The sequence below is a fragment of the Gilvirhabdus luticola genome, assembly GCF_040117515.1.
Classification (GTDB): Bacteria; Bacteroidota; Bacteroidia; order Flavobacteriales; family Flavobacteriaceae; genus Gilvirhabdus; species Gilvirhabdus luticola.
In genome coordinates this window covers 19,564-39,935 of the sequence record NZ_JBEEEN010000004.1, presented here as the reverse complement: position 1 = coordinate 39,935, position 20,372 = coordinate 19,564, and the positions used below count along the sequence as shown (strand labels likewise).

Here is a 20,372-nt window from a genome sequence, read left to right as displayed (position 1 = left end):
ATTGATAATCAAGTATTTAATTTAATTTGTTTTTTATTACTTTTATAGTGCTAACCAATATTTAATGGAGACTAACATTACCATTTGTAAAAACTGTGAGAAAGAACTTAATGAGAACTTTGAATTTTGTCCTCACTGCGGGCAAAAGACCAAGGATGAGCTTACCATTGGTGTTTTATTTTACAACACGATAAGTAATTATTTTTCTTTTGATGCTAGATTTTTTAAGAGTTTTATTCCTTTAATGTTTAAGCCCGGAATTCTTGCCAAACGGTTTATTCAAGGTAAACGATTATTGTATCTACATCCTGCGCAAATGTACTTGTTCATTTCGGTTATATTTTTCTTTTTGTTTGCGATTTATTCAAGAGATTCGGTAAAAAAATTTGATGAAGTTCTAGAAAAGGGATTTAAGAGCGATGCAATTTTAGAATTTGACTCTGTTCCCAAACGTGTAACAGACTCAATAGAAATTAGGAAAATAGCTGAATCTTTAAAGGATGATGGAGTAATAACAGGTTTGAAGGATGAAGAGTTTGAACAACTGGATTCTATTTTAAAAGAAAGTACACAGCCAAAAAATATTACATCAATGACATTTGATTATGATAAAAACAAGGTAGATTCTTTAATTGCTGTTGGAGCGCCAGAATCTGAAAAGTTGAAGGCCATGGGAATGCCAGACGACGCAGGATTTTTGAAAAGACGTTTTTATAGGCAATTGCTTAAATTCCAAGAACAAAGTGGAAAAGGAATATTACAAGCTTTTTATGATAGTATACCAATATCATTGTTTGTACTTTTACCAATATTCGCATTAATTTTAAAGTTGTTCTTTTATAGGCGAGGAAGTTTTGCTCATCATCTAGTATTCAGTTTCTATTTTTTTTCATTCCTTTTTACAACTTTTAGCATCATATTACTTGCAGAACTAATTTTTGAAATTCCAGGTTGGATTAAATGGTTGGTCTTTTTGTCTACTTTTTTCTATTTGTTTCTAGCAATTCGACATTTTTACCAGCAAGGATATATAATTAGTTTTATAAAAACTAGCATAACATCTTTTATTTACGTGATTATTGTCATTCCAATAGCTGCGTTCTTGGTAGTAATGGGCTCTTTTTTATTTTATTAAAAACTTTAAAGTTTCCCTTTTAAAAAAGTTCCAGTAACAGATTTCTTATTTATTATAAGTTCTTCAGGTGTTCCTTCTGCAACAAGATAGCCACCATTTTCACCACCTTCAGGCCCTAAATCGATTATATAATCTGCACATTTGATAAGTTCTAGATTATGCTCAATAACAATTATAGAATGCCCAATATTAATTAATGATTGAAAGGATTTGAGCAATTTTTTTATATCATGAAAATGTAATCCAGTTGTTGGTTCATCGAAAATAAATAATGCATTATTACTTTTTGAACCCTTGCCTAAAAAGGAAGCCAATTTAATACGTTGTGCTTCACCACCGGAAAGCGTAGAAGAACTCTGCCCTAAAGCAACATAACCCAATCCAACATCTTGTAATGGTTGCAACTTATTTTGAATTTTTGTTTGCCTATGTTTTACGAAAAACTCAATCGCTTCATCAACAGTTAAATTTAATACATCATCAATAGATTTTTCTTGAAAAGTAACTTCGAGCACTTCTTTCTTAAACCGTTTACCATTACATGCCTCACAAGTTAAATGGACATCTGCCATAAACTGCATTTCAATAGTCACTTCACCTTCGCCTTTACAAGTTTCACAACGACCACCATCTACATTAAAGCTAAAATGTTTAGCTTGATAGTTTCTGATCTTGCTTAATTTCTGATGTGAGAGCAAAGCCCTGATGTCATCATAGGCTTTGATATATGTTACAGGATTTGATCGTGAAGAGCGGCCTATTGGATTTTGATCTATAAACTCAACATGCTTTAAATTATTAAAATTTCCTCTTAACTCTGTAAATTGTCCCGCTTTATCACTAAAATCTGTAATATGCTTTTGTAAAGCAGGAAATAATATTTTTTTTACGAGAGTACTTTTTCCACTTCCTGAAACGCCAGTAATTACAGTGAGCATTTCTAAAGGAAAACATACATCAATGTTTTTAAGGTTATTTTCACGTGCTCCAATAACCTCTAAGTGATATTTAGATTTCCTGCGTTCTTGGGGGACTTCAATTTTTAATTGTCCGTTTAAATATTTGGCAGTCAAAGAATCTGATACCAAAATATCTGTATAGCTGCCACTAGCAACAATATTACCTCCAAAGGTTCCTGCCTCTGGACCAATATCAATAATTTCATCAGCAGCTTGAATAATGTCTTCGTCATGTTCAACAACAATAACAGTATTTCCTAAATCTCTTAATGATTTTAAAACAGATATAAGGCGTTGGGTGTCTTTAGGATGAAGTCCTATGCTTGGCTCATCTAAAATATACATTGAGCCTACAAGACTACTACCTAAAGATGTTGCCAGATTTATTCTTTGGCTTTCACCTCCGGAAAGTGTGTTTGATCTTCTATTTAATGTTAAATAATCTAAACCTACATTTGAGAGAAAGGATAATCTATCATTTATTTCCTTTAAAAGTCTTTTGGCAATTTTTGTATCATAATCATTTAATTCTAATTCCTCAAAAAATTGTGAGAGTTTGTTTAGAGGCTTTTCAACTAAATCTGTAATTGACAAACCACCAATTTTTACAAAGTTTGCTTCTTCTCTTAATCTTTTACCATGACAAAGCTTGCACTTTGTTTTTCCTCGATATCGAGATAACATAACTCTATTCTGAATTTTATAGGCTTTTGATTCAAGTTCGGTAAAAAAAGAATTTAATCCTTCAAAATACTTGTTGCCATCCCAAATAAGTTGTTTTTGCTCATCAGTAAGCTGATGATAAGGTTTGTGTACGGGAAAATTGAAATGATGGGAGTTATTAACCAGCTGGTCTCGATACCAACTCATGCTTTCGCCACGCCATGGGAATATAGCATTTTCATAAACTGATAGCCCAGTATTTGGTATAACCAAATCCTCATCAATTCCAATGATGTCGCCATAGCCTTCACATTTTGGACATGCACCATAAGGATTGTTAAAACTAAACAGATGAATATTTGGTTCTAAAAAAGAAATTCCGTCAAGCTCAAATTTATTACTGAAATAGTGTTGTTCATTATTGTTTAATGATTCTATGATGCATTCATTTTTACCTTCAAAAAAAGCTGTTTCAATGGCATCACTTAAACGATTGAAAAAATCTTCATCATTTTTGGTTATAATTCTATCTACAACCAAAAAGATAGTTTTTATAGATTTTTCATATGATTCAGCTTCTTCAATTCTTAAAACGTCTTCATTTATTTTTATTCTGGAATAGCCTTGTTGTTTTAATGTTTTTAGCTTATCGTCCATTTGACGACCTTTTTCCAAGTGAATAGGAGCTAATAGTAATAATTTTTCGTTCTCTGGAAATGTCTTGATATAATTTAAAATATCGGTAATTGTATCTTTACTTACTAATTTTCCAGATTTTGGAGAATAGGTTTTACCAATTCTTGCAAATAATAACTTTAAATAATCATAAATTTCTGTTGTTGTACCTACTGTAGATCTTGGATTTGTAGAGTTTACTTTTTGCTCAATTGCAATTGCAGGAGCAATACCTTTAATATAGTCTACTTTTGGCTTATTAAGCCTTCCTAAAAACTGTCTGGCATAACTTGAGAGACTTTCTACATATCTTCTTTGGCCTTCTGCATACAAAGTGTCAAATGCTAAACTAGACTTTCCCGAACCAGATAATCCTGTGATTACCACTAATTTATTTCTAGGAATAACAACATTAACATTTTTTAAATTATGCAATTTTGCACCTTTAATGATGATGTTTTCTTTTGGATTAACTTCTAAAATGTTAGTGTTCATAAGACTTTTCGAGGAATAATCTTGCAAAGATACTATATCTATTTCAGCTTAAAAAATAGATTGCATCTTAACGAATTGTTAAAAAGTTGTCCAAATTTTTGTTTTTTAGGAACGATTGTTGTTATATTTGGTATTCAAATCAAAACAAAATTATATTTGCCTATAGCATAATATTACTTTTTAAATTTTAACCCCAAGTAAAGAAGACTGCTTCTTTGATTAAAAGTAATGATTATGCAAAACCAAGTTATTTCAGATGCTATTCTTGTAAGTAGCTATATTAATGGAGATGAAAATGCTCTAGAGACTCTTATTAACAGGCATAAACAACGTGTTTATAGTTTTATCTACTCTAAAGTGTATGACAAAGATATAGCGGAAGATATTTTTCAAGATACTTTTATAAAAGTTATTAGAACTTTAAAAAGAGGTGCTTACAACGAAGAAGGTAAGTTTCTGCCTTGGATTATGCGAATTTCTCATAATCTGATTATAGATCATTTTAGAAGAAATAATAGAATGCCAAAGTTTGATAACAGTGGTGAATTTAGTATTTTTTCTGTTTTAAGCGATAACGCTTTAAATGCTGAAAAACAGATTATTAAAGACCAGTTGGAAAATGATGTAAGAAGACTTATAGAAGAACTTCCTGAAGATCAAAAGCAGGTTCTTTTAATGCGTATGTACAATGATATGAGTTTTAAAGAAATTTCAGATAAAACAGGTGTAAGTATCAATACTGCCCTTGGGCGAATGCGTTATGCATTAATCAATATGAGAAAAATAATTGAAAAACATAATATTATTTTAACCAATTAATACAATAAAGTAATTTTTCTTGCGTTAAGAATGTAATTAACTACAAAATTAACGTAATGGCAAAACTTTACTCTGAACGTTCTATTAAACATTTGAACAACGTACAACCGAGAGAAGAAACGGTTAAATTTCTTCTGAATTATTCTAAGGCTTTAAGTGTTATAAATTGTAATAAGATGAAGTTTGAAGCACTTCTCAACTAAACTTTGAAAAGTCCTGATAGTTAGTCGTCAGGACTTTTTTATTTTATAGTAATATTTTATTACAGATCGTCTTCCAATTGTTTTTGTAATAATATCTTTATCAAGATTCCATCCTCTAGCAGGAGAATACTCTCGCCCATACCAAATTATTTGCAAGTGTAAGTCATTCCAAAGGGATTTAGGGAACAACCGCTTTGCATCTTTTTCAGTTTGTACAACATTTTTACCATTGCTCAATCCCCAACGATACATTAATCTATGGATATGAGTATCTACAGGAAAAGCAGGAATGTCAAATGCTTGAGACATGACAACACTTGCAGTTTTATGCCCTACAGCAGGCAATGCTTCCAATGCTTCAAAACTTTGTGGGACTTTACCATCATACTTTTCTATTAAAATTTCAGATAATCCGTGAATACCTTTGCTTTTCATTGGAGAAAGTCCAACAGGTTTAATAATTTCTCTAATTTCTTCAATAGTTAATTTGACCATATCATAAGGGTTATCTGCTTTTTTAAAAAGAATTGGAGTTATTTGATTAACTCTCACATCAGTACTTTGTGCCGATAAAAGCACTGCAATTAGCAAAGTGTATGGGTCTTTATGATCTAATGGGATAGGTATTTCAGGGTAGAGTTTGTTAAGTGTTTCTATAACAAAATTTACTTTTTCTTGTTTGGTCATTTATTGTACATTTGCATTGGCAAAGTTAAGAAATATGACCACATTAAAAGTAGGAGATAAGGCTCCAGATTTTAAAGCTAAAGATGAACAAGGAAATGTTGTTTCGTTGTCAGATTATAAAGGAAAAAAATTAGTTGTTTTTTTCTACCCAAAAGCCAATACGCCTACCTGTACTACAGAGGCTTGTAATTTAAGAGACAATTATAAAATATTGAAAGATTATGGGTATGAGATTTTAGGAGTAAGTGCAGATACTCAAAAAAGACAAAATAATTTTAAAAAGAAGTATAATTTTCAATACCCTTTGATTGCTGATGTTGATAAAACCATGATTAATGCTTTTGAAGTTTGGGGACCTAAAAAATTTATGGGCCGTACTTTTGATGGAATACATCGTATAACTTTTGTAATTGACGAACTAGGTGTGATTACAAAAATTATAAATAAAGTGAAATCTAAAGAACACGCCTTACAAGTATTGGAATAATATAAAGATCGAATTATCTTTTATGTCTTATTTTTTTGTTTAAAATCATTGGCTTTCTTGTGTAACCAAACATACGGTAGTCTTTTATTATATCTGCAATACCTTCTGGAAGCATGTCTTTCCATCCTGCTTTACCATCAGCGATTAATTGAAAAATCTCACGAGAAAATATATTTAAAACACTAGCATCATAATCTTTAACATCAATTACTTTACCATTATATTTAAAGAACTTGTACAATTCTTTCATCCTTGGATGTACTTTGATATTTTCACTTGTAACTAATTCACCAGTTTCTGTATCAATCATAGGATAGAGATACACTTTTAAATCTTTAAAAAACAACTTACCAAACGCTTCTAATATTCCACCACTCAAATGGCGATAATATTTTTCGTCAAATACATCTACTAAATTGTTGACACCCATTACAAGTCCCATTCTGTTTTTACTATAAAGCGAAAAGTATTCAACGAGTTTATAATATTCTCTAAAATTTGAAATTAATACCGTTTGACCTAAAGAACATAATAAATCAGCTCTATCCATGAAGTCTTGTTCATCAATTTCACCTTCGGCACGTAAATTAGATAATGTAATTTCGAAGAGAACCTGGGTATTTTCTTCATCAACCTTGTTTTCGCTAATAAACATTTTATATGATTTTTCATACATATCCATATTTACCTTGGTTACTGGTCTAAAACTTCCGCGAAGTGCTAAAATATTTTTTTTGTACAAAGCACTTGCAGGCAGAACATTATTGCCGTCTGGATCAAACATTACAGCATCGGTCATACCATTTTTAACCAATTGTAAACTCATTAATCTATTATCTACATCTTTAAAAATAGGACCAGAAAAGTTAACAGTATCAATTTCTAATTGGTCTTTATGTAAATGATCATATAAGTATCGTAATAATTTTTTTGGCTCATTGTACTTATAAAATGCACCATAAATTAAATTAGTTCCTAAAATACCTAATGTTTCTTGTTGCAAACGCGCATCGGTTTCTTTAAAACGAACATGCAATACAATATCATTATATTCCTGATTGGCCTCAATTTGATATTTTATACCTACCCAACCGTGACCTTTAAATTGTTTTGCAAAATCAATTGTTGCAACTGTATTAGCAAAAGCAAAGAAAATTTTATTGGGGTGCTTATCTCTAGTAATGCGTTCTTCAATAAGGTTTACCTCGTGATTTAACATTTTTCTTAACCGAGATTCAGTAACATAACGCTTATCATCTTCAATGCCATAAATAGCGTCACTAAAGTCTTTATCATAGGCTGACATGGCTTTTGCAATTGTTCCAGAGCCACCACCAGCTCTAAAAAAATGCCGAACAGTTTCCTGACCAGCACCAATTTCGGCAAATGTGCCATAGATATTATCGTTAAGATTTATCTTAAGCGCTTTGGTTTTTAGTGAAGGGATATCATCAATTTTTTTATCACCTTTTATAGTAATTTCATTATCATTTCTTTTAGTAATAGCCATATCCGTTTTTGTTGGAACAAAAATAGAAAAAAAAGATCTTTTAAATTAAAAATTAAGCTAAAGAGTGTATAATGTTTTTTAAAACGAAAAGTTTACATTTCTTTTATTTCAGCAATAATAGCTTGTATTGAAGCTTTGGCATCTCCGAAAAGCATTGAAGTTTTAGAGTTATAAAACAGTTCGTTTTCAATACCAGCATAACCTGGTTTCATACTGCGTTTGTTTACAATAATATGCTTGGCATTTTCTACATCTAAAATAGGCATTCCATAAATTGGACTTGACGGATCATTATGTGCTGCAGGATTAACCACATCATTAGCACCAACTACAAATACGACATCTGTATTAGGAAATTCGGAGTTAATATTTTCCATTTCAACTAGCTTATCATATTCTACATTTGTTTCAGCCAATAAGACATTCATATGACCTGGCATTCTTCCTGCGACTGGATGAATAGCATATTTAACTTCTATACCTTTGCTTTCTAATAGCTGTTCTAGTTCATGAATGACATGTTGTGCTTGAGCAACTGCCAGACCGTATCCTGGAACTATAATGACATTTTGAGAATAATTCATTAAAATAGCGACGTCACTTGGAGAAGCTTCTTTAATAACTCCCATAATTTTATTACCTTCTTGAGAAACAGTTGAAATATTGCCTTCTCCAAAAGCACCAAATATGACATTGGACAATGGCCTGTTCATTGCTTTACACATTGCAAGTGTTAATATTGTTCCAGCGGATCCCACTAAAATACCTCCAGTAAGCATGACCATGTTTCCATATAAAAATCCAGCAAAAGCAGCAGCTAAACCAGTAAAAGAATTTAGCAGAGATATGACAACTGGCATATCTGCGCCACCAATAGGTAAAACAAATAAAACACCATAAACCAAAGCAGCAAGGAATAGTATATACAAGTATAATTGGCTATCGCTGTCATTTATAATCATAAAAGCACCGAAGGCTAGCATTGTCAATAAGAACACATTGTTTAGAATATTGTATTTAGGTAATCGGAGTGGTTTATTTAGAGTCCCGTTAAGCTTTGCCCAAGCAATCATACTTCCTGAAAATGACACACTACCAATAATCATTCCTGCAATGATTGTGAATATTGACAATGTATCTCCTGTATAATGGTGATATTCAATTAGACCAATTAACGCAGCGCTGGCTCCGCCCATACCGTTAAACATAGAAACTAATTCTGGCATTTTGGTCATGTCTACTTTTTTAGCAACAGCCCAGCCTATAATTGTACCGATAAAAATAGCAATACCAATTAAGATATATATTTGATCAGATACTTCACCTTGATATAAAAATAATGTGCCAAAAATTGCTAAAGTCATTCCTGCAGCAGCAATTAAATTACCTCTTCTTGCAGTTTCTGGATGACCTAACATCTTTAAACCTAAAATATAGGTTATAGATGCTACTATATATATAAACTCTAAACTGAAAATGTATTCCATTATTTTTTCTTTTTAAACATTTCTAACATGCGGTCGGTTACTACAAATCCTCCAACCACATTTAATGTACCAAGTAAAACAGCTACAAAACCTAATGCTTGAGCTAGTATATTATCAATGTCAGCACCTAGCATAACTAATATTGCACCAATTATAACAACCCCATGTATTGCATTTGCCCCTGACATTAAAGGAGTATGCAATACTGCTGGCACATGACCAATTACTTCTACACCCACAAAAATCATCAAGATTACGATATAAATCATTTGAAGATTGCTACTTATAAATTCTATAAATTCTGTCATATTTCTTCTGTTTTTCCGTTTTGTCTAATCTCTCCGTTAAATACTATTAAGGTTTCATCAGTAATTTCATCTTTTAAATCCCATTTAAATTGATTATCATCGGTTAAATGAATCAAATAATTATACATATTCTTTGCATATAGATCGCTTGCATTTGTAGATACACTCTCTGGCGCAATCGTTGTTCCAATAATTTTTACACCATGTTTTACAACTGTTTTATTAAATTCGCTTAGCTCACAATTTCCCCCTTGAGCTGCAGCTAAATCGATGATTACAGCACCATTTTTCATTTGTTTTACCTGATCTTCTTTAATTAATACAGGCGATCTTCTTCCAGGGACCATTGCTGTTGTGATAACCAAATCGGCTTGGAATAATGATTTGTTAACAGCTTTTTGCTGGCGACGTGCATAATCTTCTGAAGCTACTTTTGCATAAACACTATTCATATCTTCTCCTTCATCCTCATTGTTTACAGTAATAAATTTTGCACCAAGCGACTCTGTTTGTTCTTTGGTCTCTAATCTAATATCTGTGGCCTCGACAATTGCTCCTAATCTTTTGGCTGTAGCAATAGCTTGTAAACCAGCTACTCCAACACCATAAATTAATACTCTAGATGGCGTAATGGTTCCGGCAGCAGTCATCATTAAAGGAAATATTTTCGTCATCTCATAGGCTCCTAAAATAACAGCCTTATAACCAGCCAAATTACTTTGAGAGCTTAACACGTCCATATCTTGTGCTCTTGATATTCTTGGCATAGCATCCATTGAGAATGCTGTTGCTCCAACTTGAGAAATATGTTGCATTTCTTTTGGATGTGATTTATGGAATAGTTGAGCTATAATAATCTGTCCCTTTTTTAGAAGATCAATTTCACTATTATCAAAAGGATTAATTTTAATCAATACATCAGCGTTTTTAAAAATGTCTTCTTTAGTTCTAATTTGCGCTCCAGATTTACTATAATCAGAGTTTTTATATGATGACTTTATACCAGAATCTTCTTCGATAAAAACCTCAAAACCCTTATTTTTAAGTTGTTCAGCTATCTTTGGCGTAATAGAAACACGTCTTTCACCTTTTTGTGTTTCTTTTAAAACCCCTATGTTCATTTTATATTTTATTTATGTTATCTGTAAATTTAAAATTAAAATAAACTATAAAATCTGATTTTTATCATCTTAATAGTTTAATCATAGAACATTTTAAAAAAATGTTCTATGAAATTAAAGTATTTTTATAATATTCGTAACATTTAAAGCTCTTTTGGTTAGAAATCTATGAAAATCACATTTCTCGGAACAGGAACATCACAAGGAATTCCAGTAATTGGTAGTACGCACCCTGTTTGTTTAAGCGATGATATAAAGGATAAAAGATTAAGAGTATCTGTACTTGTAGAATGGGATAACTATTCCTATGTTGTTGATTGCGGTCCAGATTTTAGACAGCAAATGCTCAATGCAAATTGCAAAAAAATTGATGGCATTTTATTTACACATGAACATGCGGATCATACCGCTGGTTTAGACGATATTAGACCGTTTTTCTACAGACAAGGTAATATTCCAATATATGCAAAAAAACGTGTCTTAAAATCTTTAAAAAGGCGTTTTGGCTATATTTTTACAGAGAAAAATAAATATCCTGGTGCTCCAAGTGTGAAACAAAACAAAATAAACAATAAGTCATTTACATTAGGGAATATAGATATTATACCAATAAAAGGATTTCATAATCAACTTTCTGTTTACGGGTTTAAGTTTAATGATTTTGCATATTTAACTGATATGAAAACGGTCGTAGACAATGAGATAGAAAAAATTAAAGGAGTAAAAGTTCTAGTTATTAATGCTTTAAGGCATGAACCCCATGAATCTCATTTTAATTTAAAGGAGGCTTTGGAGTTTGTAAATAAAGTAAATCCTGAAACCACCTATCTCACCCATATTAGCCATCTACTTGGGTTTCACAAAGAAGTGCAATCAACTTTACCAAGAAATGTCTTTTTAGCCTACGATAACTTACAAATTACGATATAATGAAGAATAAAATTTTTATGTATTTGTTTATTTTTTCTGTGCTGTTAATTTTATTTCAGTATGTTAATTTTAAAGGAATTCACGAAGAAAGTATAAAACAAACGGAATCTTTAAAAAATGAAATAGAAAAACTCAAAGACTCTGTCACAACTCTAGAAGATGATATTTTAGAATTATCGCATTTTAACCTTGATAGAAATGAAGACGCTATCTCATATTTTGAAAGAGATGGTTATAATGTTGATGAGTTGATTCCTTTCATAAAAGATGAGTTATATCAGCTTAATATTTCAAAAGGTGAACATCCTTTGATTCCATATAGTTCCGAAGATGGTGGCAAAATGCTTATTAACACTGTAAAACTATTAAATCATAAATGGATAATAGCCGATTTTTCCGACGGACAATTTTGGGGAGAAATGTTTATAACCTATCAAATTACAGAAAAAAGAGAATTGAAATTTAGGGTAGTTGAGTCTTTTCTATATCCACTTTATTAATTTGTATAAGCAATACCCTTCTGTTTTTTAGATTCTCCAACATATGAATACTCAAATGTGTATGACGAATCTGTTGTAGTTAGTATTTTCAAGTGAACATCTTTTTTTTCAATCCTATTTTTCGGATTAATTGTTTTAAAAATCATCTCACAATCGTTAATCCATCTTACATTGGAGGAATCTATTTTATCTTCAAAAACCTCTACTTGCAGATTATCAGTGCGTTTAAATCTGGAAGTGTAAGTAATACCATCAATGACAATTTCACTATAAAAACTTCCATTTTTGTAAAGATTACAATTACGCTCTACTTGATAACAGCCTGAAAAACTAATCAAAACCAATAATAGCAATAAATATTTCATTTACTTTAATTTTAGGCAAATCTACTAAAGTAATAGCTTATTTTTCGAAATCCTCGAAGCTTCCATCAGAATAAAAAATCACTATTCTATTAATAACTTTACTTTTTTCAATTCTATTTTTTGAACTGTTTGTTTTTGATAGAATTGAAATTTCTTTTCCCGAATTAGTAGGGAAGACTCCTTTACCATTTAAAAGCCAATACATTTCAACTTCTGGATAAGAGGAAAGAATTTTTAAAACAAAATCTAAACTTGGTTTATTTCTGCCAGAAAGTATGTGAGAAATACTTGAACGTTGTACTCCAATTTTTTCAGCAAAAGAGGAGGACGATTCACCATAGTAGTCAATAACTTTTTGAAGTCTTTTAGCAAAAGCATCATTGTTTATCATTGTAAACCATCTGTTAGTTAATTTTAAGTACAAAAGTACTTTTTAAAACGATAAACAGTGCAAAATAGTATAAAAATTATATAGTACAAATAACTTAAAACTTTATATAAATAATGATAATATACTGAAAAACAATAATATAAAGTTCAAAATATTAATCACATTAAATTTCGTTAACAAATGCTGGCTTTTGTTTACAAAACTGAACACTAAACGCTTTAATTGATGTTTACAAATGTAAAATAGTAAATGTTTACATTTGTATTCCAACTTTATTTAATGCAAGTAGAACGAATAAAACTGATCTTTAACAACAATAAAGAAAGAACACTTTTTGGCCGATATATTAGTAACGATCATATATTGCCTTTACTAGAAAAATTAAAAGGCCATTTTCAAGTTTCTCATATTGGAAATTCTGTTAACGAAGCTCCTATTTACTCTGTTCGTGTTGGTCAAGGCAAAAGGAAAATTTTGATGTGGTCTCAAATGCACGGGAATGAATCTACTACCACAAAGGCTATTTTTGATTTATTAAATGCATTTGCCAATAAAGTTGATGATTTAGATTCTATTGTAAAGAATTGCACTCTTTTAATAATTCCAATCCTTAATCCCGACGGTGCAAAAGCGTATACAAGAGTAAATGCGAATCAGATAGATTTGAACAGGGACGCACAAGATTTATCACAACCAGAAAGTATTGTTCTTCGTAAAACTTTTGAAGAATTTCAACCTAATTTTTGCTTTAATTTACATGGTCAGCGTACAATCTTTGGCGCTGGAAATACAAGTAAATCAGCAACTGTATCATTTTTAGCTCCTTCTCAGGACGAAGAATGTACCGTTACGACCAATAGAAAAATTGCCATGGAAGTTATTTGCGAAATGAATGGATTTCTACAGATTCAAATTCCTAACCAGATTGGTATATATGATGACACCTTTAATATTAACTGTGTTGGAGATACTTTTCAAAATTTGGGAGTTTCGACTATATTGTTTGAGGCTGGTCATTATGCAAATGATTATGATAGAGAAATTACTAGAGAATTTATATTTCAATCATATATAATCGCTTTAAGTTATATTGCAAATAATAAAATAGACGGAAATAAACATTCTCTATATTTTGATATTCCTTTAAATCAAAAAAACTTTTTTGATATTATTATAAAAAATGCTTTAATAGATCCTTATGAAAAGTTAATATCTGATGTAGGTATATTGTATAAAGAGGAATTAATTGATGGAAAAGTAAATTTTACGCCAAAAATTGAAAAAATTTCAAATCTTGAAAATTTTTATGGACATAAGTTTGTAGATGCCAATGGAACAATTGTTGAAACCGTAAATTTTGATTCCATTTCTGAAGGCTACGAAAACGATTTCGTTTTGCTAAATCGTGAATATTTCTCACTAAAACTAAAATAAAATGTAAAAAATATAGATATTTATCAATAAAAATGTATTATTTTTGATTAATATTTAAAAAATTACAAATAATGGGGAAGTTTAAATTAGATGAAATTGATCACCAAATTCTAGATATGTTGATCGATAATACTAGAATTCCATTTACAGATATAGCAAAAAAATTACTGATATCTGCGGGTACAGTGCATGTTAGAGTAAAAAAAATGGAAGATGCAGGTATAATAAGGGGTTCGTCATTAACTTTAGATTATAATCAGTTGGGATATGCTTTTATTGCTTATGTTGGTATTTTCTTGCAAAACACATCTCAAACTAAATTTGTATTAGAGCGTATAAATAATATTCCTTATGTTACAGTTGCCCATATAACAACTGGTAAATTCAATATTTTTTGTAAAATTAGAGCTAAAAACACAGAACATGCTAAAGACATTATCTTTATGCTGGATGATATAGAAGGTATTCATCGTACGGAAACAATGATATCTTTAGAAGAAAGCATAAATGATAAAAAACGACTTATGCATTCTATTTTTAACGAACTATAATCGATAAGCTCTTTTTTAAGAGCTTTTTTTAGTGTTAAACTAAAATCACCTTAAATGAATTCATCTAAATTACCTACAAGAGAGTACTTACCATACTATTCTAGTTATATCGGGAAAGCCAATTGTTCTGATTTAATAAATGGTTTAGAAGATTCTTTGGGCAATACATTGTCTTTTTTTAATTCTATTCCAAATGAAAAATTTGAATATCAATATTCTGAAGGTAAATGGACTATTAAGGAAATAATTCAACATATCATTGATGCCGAAAGAGTTTTCACCTATAGGGCTTTATGTTTTGCGAGAGAAGATAAAACGCCTTTACCTAGTTTTGATGAAAATAATTATGCAAAAGTGTGTAAGGCAAATTCAAGAAGTGTAAAAAGTTTGATAAATGAATATGCAGCATCAAGAAAATCTACTATATTATTATTTAAAAGTTTCAGTGATGATACTTTAAAGAATATTGGTGTTGCCAGTGGTGGAGAGATGTCGGTTAGAGCTATTGCCTTTGTAATAGTTGGGCATGAAAAGCATCATGTAGATATCATTAAAGAGAGATATCTTTAAGTTACTCTTCTTCGTCATTAAACACATCTTCTTTTAAATCATTATTCAAGATAACATTACCAAGATCATCCGTTTCAATTTCCAGGTTATCAAAATTGGCTATTGAATAATGAAGACGACTGTTCACCTTTACTAAATAGACAGCATCATCTGTTTTAACCTCAACTGCATCAATAGTTTGGTTGTGATGATCGTCAAAAGTGATAATGTCATCATCATCATATCCATCTGGAAACTTTTCAGTTAAAAGCTTAAGAATTTCTGGAGTTACTTTTTTATAATCTACAATAATTCTGCGCATTGTAACAATTTTATGATTAACAATTAAATTATATCATTTAGTTCAATTTCGGAAACAGTTACAATAAATTTACAAATTATTTTAATTCAAAATCAGCTATTATAAAATTTAAAAGCATTATAAATTAATTCTTCATCAACAGTACAATCAATTTTAGGTTTGCCAATTTTTTCTAGTAATACAAAATTGATATTTCCATGTTCGTTCTTTTTATCATATTTCAAAAGTTGAACGATAGGTTCGAAGTCTTTAGCATCTATTTGCTCTTTACCATAAGTTTTAATCATCAGTGCTTTAATACTTTGACATAAATCTTCTGAAAACCCCAAAAGACTAGTTGAAATATGAGTTTCTAATATCATACCTATAGCAATTGCTTCACCATGCAAGAGTTCTTTTTTACTTGGATTGCTTAAAAAATAGGATTCAATTGCATGCCCTAGTGTGTGACCAAAATTCAGAGTTTTTCTCAATTTTTTTTCATAAGGATCTTGATCAACAATGTCTTTCTTAATCAATATCGACTCGTAGATTAATTCATCTAAATCTTTATAAGTCAAATTTGATAAGTCAGAAAATTTTTCCCAGTAAGCTTTAGACTTTATAAGCCCATGTTTAAGCATTTCTGCCATTCCAGATTTTAATTGAATGTTTGGTAAAGTCTTTAAGAATTCAGTATTAATCATAACCATTTCTGGATTTATAATAACACCTATTTGATTTTTTAAGTGTCCTAAATCTACACCAGTTTTTCCTCCAACTGATGCATCGACCATCGATAATAATGAAGTTGGAACATTAATAAATTTAATCCCTCTTTTAAATGTTGAAGCGACAAAACCTCCTAAATCTGTTATAACACCACCACCAAGATTTATAATAAGACTTTTTCTATCTGCCTCAAGGTCTGAAAGTGTATTCCATATACCTACACAAGTTTCTATAGTTTTATTTGTCTCACCAGATTCAATTTCAATTATTTCTGTATCGTTTAAGCCTTCGATGTTTTCTAAAAATGAAGGCAAACAATACTTGTGAGTATTCTCATCAACTATAATAAAAACTTTTGAATAGTTACTTGTTTTTAAGTGTTCATTCAAAGCTTGATAAGATGACTCATTAAAATGAATGACACAATCGTTTGCAGTAATAGAATTCATATAATTACAACTAAATTTTCACTGTTCGAAATTAAGGAGATTTATTTAAAAAAGTAGATATATGATAATTATATTTGTTAATAAATTATTTAAAATGAATACTGAATTAATTTTTGAAAATACAGAAATAGCTTTTAGCCTTAAGAGTGATTCAGAGCTTGAAAGAGCCTATTTCTTGTTTAAAATGATATCAATAGAGCCATTGGTAAGGATTGGCACAGCAGCCACGAATTTTGCTATCAAAGCTCACTTGCCAATAGAAGGTCTTATTCGCTCTACAGTTTTTGATCATTTTTGTGGAGGCGTAAATGAAAATGACTGTTTGCCGGTAATTGAAAAGATGTATGAAAAAGGAGTAAGTTCTGTATTAGATTATTCGGTTGAAGGAAAAGAGAGCGAATCAGAATTCGATTTTGCTTTAAAAAAGACTCTTGAAATCATTGAATTTGCAAAAGAAAAAAAACATATGCCAATAGCTGTTTTTAAGCCAACAGGTTTTGGACGATTTTCACTTTACGTAAAAATTGGAAAAGGTGAGGAGCTAAATGATAAAGAAAAAGAAGAATGGCAACGTGTTGAGAACCGTTTTGATAAGGTTTGTAAAGCTGGAAAAGACAGCAATATAGCTGTTTTAATTGATGCTGAAGAAAGTTGGATGCAAGATGCTGCAGACCATTTAGTGTCTAAAATGATGGCAAAATATAATACCGAAAAAGCGATTGTTTATAATACCTTGCAAATGTATAGACATGATAGGTTGGCTTACTTAAAGCAACAACATGAATTGGCTAAAGAACACAACTACTTTTTGGGTTTTAAATTAGTAAGAGGTGCTTATATGGAAAAGGAAAATGATAGAGCAGAGGAGAAGGGTTACCCAACTCCAATATGTAAAGATAAAGCAACAACAGATGCCAATTTTAATGATGGTGTGAAGTATATGTTGGATAATTTAGATGTTATGTCTCTTTTTGCTGGCACACACAATGAGGATAGTTGTTATTTAATTATAGATATCATGAAACAAAAGGGTATTAAAAATGATGACAGTCATGTATGGTTTGGTCAGCTCTACGGTATGAGTGATCATATAAGTTTTAATTTGGCTCATAGAGGCTACAATGTAGCTAAATATGTTCCTTTTGGTCCAGTAAAAGATGTTATGCCTTACCTTATAAGAAGGGCAGAAGAAAATACTTCTGTAGCTGGGCAAACAGGAAGAGAGCTTAATTTGTTAACAAAAGAAAAAGCACGAAGGAAGTGTTAAGAAAATTTCCACCATTTTTTAGAAGATTTATTTGGATTTTTTCCATAACCGTAAGCATAACCCAAACCTTTTTTAAAATTTACATAATTAACTAAAACGGCCATATTCGGTAAGCGTTTTTCGTTATACATATTTTGAGCTACATAAAGTTGACGTTTGTCAAGATAATTAGCTTTTACAACATAAATAAACATATCTGCATACTTGCTAATAAGCAATGAGTCTGTTACCAGACCAACCGCTGCAGTATCAACAATAATGTAATCATATTTAGATTTTACATCATCAAACAATAATTGCACACGATCACTCATTAGCAATTCTGATGGGTTAGGAGGAATAGCTCCAGCAGTTATAATATCCAAATAATCATTTCCATTTACATTTTTAATAATATCTTCACTTTTTAAATCAGTATCACTAATAAAATTGGTTAAACCTATATCATTTTTAATATTAAGATAAGTCGTCGTTTTTGGCACTCTAATATCCGCTTCTATTATTAGAACCTTCTTCTTTGAATATGATAAAGATAAAGCTAGGTTAGTTGATGTATGTGATTTCCCTTCTTTGTTTGTCGTTGAAGTGACAAAAATTGTTCGTGATCTATTTTTAATGCCTTGTAGCATAAATTCTAGATTAGTCCTAATAATTCTAAATGCTTCTGCTTTTGGAGAGTAATCAATCTCTGAAATTAATAAGCTTTTTTTGGTAGCTTTTGGTATTTCACCTATGTAAGGAATATCAATAATTTGTTTTACGTCTTTATAGGTATGAACTTTTGTATCCATTAAATTCAAGATGTATATCAAACCTATTGGTATACCAAGTCCTAATAATAGTGCTGCAAGAATGATTATTACTTTTTTGGGAGACACAGGTTTTGATGAAGCAAAGGCTGGATCTATAATTTTAGCATTTGAAGAAGTTACTCCCAATGAAATAGCAGACTCTTCCCGTTTTTGCAATAGATATAAGTACAAGGCTTCTTTAATATCTTGTTGTCTTTTAATATCTCTAAATTGTCTTTCTTTTTTTGGTGCTGAAAATATTTGTGAATTAATTCTTGAGTTTTCAGCATATAAATTATCTAAAGTAATTTGATTTGTAGATTTTACATTGTTTAAACTTTGGTCTAAATTTTGCTTAATGGCATCTATTTGATTATTTAAGTTAATAACCGTAGGATTAATTTCACTAGAATTCTTTAAAATCCTATTTCTTTCTAAAACAAGTTCATTATGTCTTTTGGTTATTTGATCAATAGAACCATCTGCGATACCTATATTGGCAGGAAGTAAATCAGAAGAACTATTCTTTAAATATTCGTTCATATAATCAATAAGCTGTATCTGATTTGCAGTATTTATAAGCTTATTTTCATTTTCTTTTTCCGTTTGTAAAAAAATGTCCGATTGAGTTTGTAGATCAGTCAATTTATTTTTTTGTTGCAGAGATTCTGCAGTTAAATCTACCTCTTCTAGTTCTCTCGAGACAACCTCTAATCTATTATTGATAAAATCTGATGTAGTTTTTACAACCAGTTGTTTATCTTTTACTACATCTTGATTATATTTTTCTATAAGTTTGTTTAGAAACAACTTTCCTTTTTCTTTTAGATTGTCATTAATGGTAAGCTTTATAACACTAGAAGTTTCTTTTGTTTCTAAAAGTAATTTGCTTTTATAAAAGCTTGAAACTGAATTTAAAGGAGAGATTTTAATCTTAATATTAGAATCAATTTTAGCCGCATACTGACCTATATTTGGTGTAATTATAATATCACCAAAACCTGTTTCAATACTTTCACCAAAATTGTAAACTACACCATCTTCTTCAATTTCCTTTCCTTTTTTAGCAAAAGACTTTTTGTCTATTCCTTTAAAGAGAAATGATGTAGGAGATTTGATCTTTATTGAAAAAGTGGTATCGACTTTATGGATTATAGAATCTGATGCACTGAAGTTTATATTTAATGGTGGGTTGGTATATATTTCTACCGCTTTAATTCTACCTTCAACAAAGCACTGAACATTAAATTTTAGGTCTTTTACGACTTCAGTAATCAAGGCCCTAGATTTAAGGACTTCTATTTCATCAATAACATTGTTTAAATCTGTTTTGAATAAGCCATAATTTTGAAGATTAGAAATTTCTGGAAGCTTATTTTTGGACTTATCATCAGTGATTTTAATCGTAGCGATAGCTCTATACTGGTAATCTGCATATCGCAAATATAAAAACGCTAAAACAAGGGCAACAACTGTACAAAAAGCAATAAATTTCCATCTTAAAAGATAGACATCTATAATATCTCTAAAATATTCTTTTTGTTCTGTTGTGTTTTTTGCCAT

Annotated in this window: 20 protein-coding genes; 9 read left to right on the top strand and 11 right to left on the bottom strand. The window is 30.4% G+C overall.

Going from position 1 to position 20,372, the window contains the following annotated elements; translation table 11 throughout:
• Positions 1-64: 64 nt before the first annotated feature.
• Entirely contained in the window at positions 65-1,135 is a 1,071-nt protein-coding gene (locus AAFP94_RS08400; protein WP_316662128.1) for a DUF3667 domain-containing protein, read from the top strand.
• A 5-nt stretch (positions 1,136-1,140) separates the two neighbouring features.
• On the opposite strand, the gene uvrA is transcribed toward AAFP94_RS08400, so the two are convergent.
• Positions 1,141-3,927 carry an excinuclease ABC subunit UvrA gene (gene uvrA, locus AAFP94_RS08395; RefSeq protein WP_316662127.1) on the bottom strand — a complete coding sequence of 929 codons (2,787 nt, stop codon included), beginning with the start codon at positions 3,925-3,927 and terminating at the stop codon, positions 1,141-1,143.
• A gap of 234 nt (positions 3,928-4,161) precedes the next feature.
• Here uvrA and AAFP94_RS08390 point away from each other — a divergent pair, with 234 nt between their 5' ends.
• Complete coding sequence (locus AAFP94_RS08390) at positions 4,162-4,746, top strand: RNA polymerase sigma factor (protein ID WP_316662126.1); 585 nt, start codon at positions 4,162-4,164, stop codon at positions 4,744-4,746.
• 230 nt (positions 4,747-4,976) lie between these two features.
• Here AAFP94_RS08390 and AAFP94_RS08385 read toward each other — a convergent pair whose 3' ends face one another.
• On the bottom strand, positions 4,977-5,636 hold the full coding sequence (locus tag AAFP94_RS08385) for an endonuclease III domain-containing protein (RefSeq protein ID WP_316662125.1): 660 nt from the start codon (positions 5,634-5,636) through the stop codon (positions 4,977-4,979).
• Between the two features lie 34 nt (positions 5,637-5,670).
• Here AAFP94_RS08385 and bcp point away from each other — a divergent pair, with 34 nt between their 5' ends.
• Positions 5,671-6,123, top strand: coding sequence for a thioredoxin-dependent thiol peroxidase (gene bcp / locus AAFP94_RS08380; protein WP_316662124.1), 453 nt, complete (start codon positions 5,671-5,673; stop codon positions 6,121-6,123).
• A gap of 13 nt (positions 6,124-6,136) precedes the next feature.
• On the opposite strand, the gene AAFP94_RS08375 is transcribed toward bcp, so the two are convergent.
• From AAFP94_RS08375 to AAFP94_RS08360, 4 genes are all read right to left on the bottom strand, one after another.
• On the bottom strand, positions 6,137-7,633 hold the full coding sequence (locus AAFP94_RS08375) for a TonB-dependent receptor (RefSeq protein WP_316662123.1): 1,497 nt from the start codon (positions 7,631-7,633) through the stop codon (positions 6,137-6,139).
• Positions 7,634-7,725: 92 nt separating this feature from the next.
• The gene (locus AAFP94_RS08370; protein ID WP_316662122.1) at positions 7,726-9,120 is read right to left on the bottom strand and encodes an NAD(P)(+) transhydrogenase (Re/Si-specific) subunit beta; all 1,395 of its coding nucleotides are present in this window, start codon (positions 9,118-9,120) and stop codon (positions 7,726-7,728) included.
• Positions 9,120-9,428: an NAD(P) transhydrogenase subunit alpha part 2 gene (locus tag AAFP94_RS08365; RefSeq protein WP_316662121.1), complete on the bottom strand. Its 309-nt coding sequence runs from the start codon at positions 9,426-9,428 to the stop codon at positions 9,120-9,122. The genes AAFP94_RS08370 and AAFP94_RS08365 overlap by 1 nt, the downstream gene beginning before the upstream one ends.
• The gene (locus tag AAFP94_RS08360) at positions 9,425-10,549 is read right to left on the bottom strand and encodes a Re/Si-specific NAD(P)(+) transhydrogenase subunit alpha (protein ID WP_316662120.1); all 1,125 of its coding nucleotides are present in this window, start codon (positions 10,547-10,549) and stop codon (positions 9,425-9,427) included. Before AAFP94_RS08360 ends, AAFP94_RS08365 begins: the two co-directional genes overlap by 4 nt.
• A 168-nt stretch (positions 10,550-10,717) precedes the next feature.
• Between AAFP94_RS08360 and AAFP94_RS08355 the strand changes: the two genes are divergently transcribed.
• Together AAFP94_RS08355 and AAFP94_RS08350 are read left to right on the top strand one after the other, a co-directional pair.
• On the top strand, positions 10,718-11,479 hold the full coding sequence (locus tag AAFP94_RS08355; protein ID WP_316662119.1) for an MBL fold metallo-hydrolase: 762 nt from the start codon (positions 10,718-10,720) through the stop codon (positions 11,477-11,479).
• Positions 11,479-11,979 (top strand): hydrolase, encoded by a 501-nt coding sequence (locus AAFP94_RS08350; RefSeq protein ID WP_316662118.1) that lies wholly within the window; start codon positions 11,479-11,481, stop codon positions 11,977-11,979. The genes AAFP94_RS08355 and AAFP94_RS08350 overlap by 1 nt, the downstream gene beginning before the upstream one ends.
• Here AAFP94_RS08350 and AAFP94_RS08345 read toward each other — a convergent pair.
• Together AAFP94_RS08345 and AAFP94_RS08340 are read right to left on the bottom strand one after the other, a co-directional pair.
• Positions 11,976-12,344: a DNA topoisomerase IV gene (locus tag AAFP94_RS08345; RefSeq protein WP_316662117.1), complete on the bottom strand. Its 369-nt coding sequence runs from the start codon at positions 12,342-12,344 to the stop codon at positions 11,976-11,978. The genes AAFP94_RS08350 and AAFP94_RS08345 overlap by 4 nt on opposite strands.
• A 37-nt stretch (positions 12,345-12,381) precedes the next feature.
• On the bottom strand, positions 12,382-12,735 hold the full coding sequence (locus AAFP94_RS08340; RefSeq protein WP_316662116.1) for a helix-turn-helix domain-containing protein: 354 nt from the start codon (positions 12,733-12,735) through the stop codon (positions 12,382-12,384).
• Positions 12,736-13,014: 279 nt separating this feature from the next.
• Here AAFP94_RS08340 and AAFP94_RS08335 point away from each other — a divergent pair, with 279 nt between their 5' ends.
• From AAFP94_RS08335 to AAFP94_RS08325, 3 genes are all read left to right on the top strand, one after another.
• Complete coding sequence (locus AAFP94_RS08335) at positions 13,015-14,169, top strand: M14 family metallopeptidase (RefSeq protein ID WP_316662115.1); 1,155 nt, start codon at positions 13,015-13,017, stop codon at positions 14,167-14,169.
• A gap of 71 nt (positions 14,170-14,240) precedes the next feature.
• A complete protein-coding gene (locus AAFP94_RS08330; protein ID WP_316662114.1) occupies positions 14,241-14,720 on the top strand; it encodes an Lrp/AsnC family transcriptional regulator in 480 nt (159 codons plus the stop codon).
• Between the two features lie 54 nt (positions 14,721-14,774).
• Positions 14,775-15,290, top strand: coding sequence for a DinB family protein (locus tag AAFP94_RS08325; RefSeq protein WP_316662113.1), 516 nt, complete (start codon positions 14,775-14,777; stop codon positions 15,288-15,290).
• 1 nt (position 15,291) lies between these two features.
• Here AAFP94_RS08325 and AAFP94_RS08320 read toward each other — a convergent pair whose 3' ends face one another.
• Both AAFP94_RS08320 and aroB read right to left on the bottom strand, forming a co-directional pair.
• On the bottom strand, positions 15,292-15,591 hold the full coding sequence (locus AAFP94_RS08320; RefSeq protein WP_316662112.1) for a hypothetical protein: 300 nt from the start codon (positions 15,589-15,591) through the stop codon (positions 15,292-15,294).
• A gap of 92 nt (positions 15,592-15,683) precedes the next feature.
• Positions 15,684-16,751, bottom strand: coding sequence for a 3-dehydroquinate synthase (gene aroB, locus AAFP94_RS08315; protein WP_316662111.1), 1,068 nt, complete (start codon positions 16,749-16,751; stop codon positions 15,684-15,686).
• A gap of 94 nt (positions 16,752-16,845) precedes the next feature.
• On the opposite strand from aroB, the gene AAFP94_RS08310 reads away from it, so the two are divergent.
• Positions 16,846-18,018 (top strand): proline dehydrogenase family protein, encoded by a 1,173-nt coding sequence (locus tag AAFP94_RS08310; protein ID WP_316662110.1) that lies wholly within the window; start codon positions 16,846-16,848, stop codon positions 18,016-18,018.
• On the opposite strand, the gene AAFP94_RS08305 is transcribed toward AAFP94_RS08310, so the two are convergent.
• Complete coding sequence (locus AAFP94_RS08305) at positions 18,015-20,372, bottom strand: GumC family protein (protein ID WP_316662109.1); 2,358 nt, start codon at positions 20,370-20,372, stop codon at positions 18,015-18,017. The two genes, AAFP94_RS08310 and AAFP94_RS08305, sit on opposite strands and share 4 nt — an antisense overlap.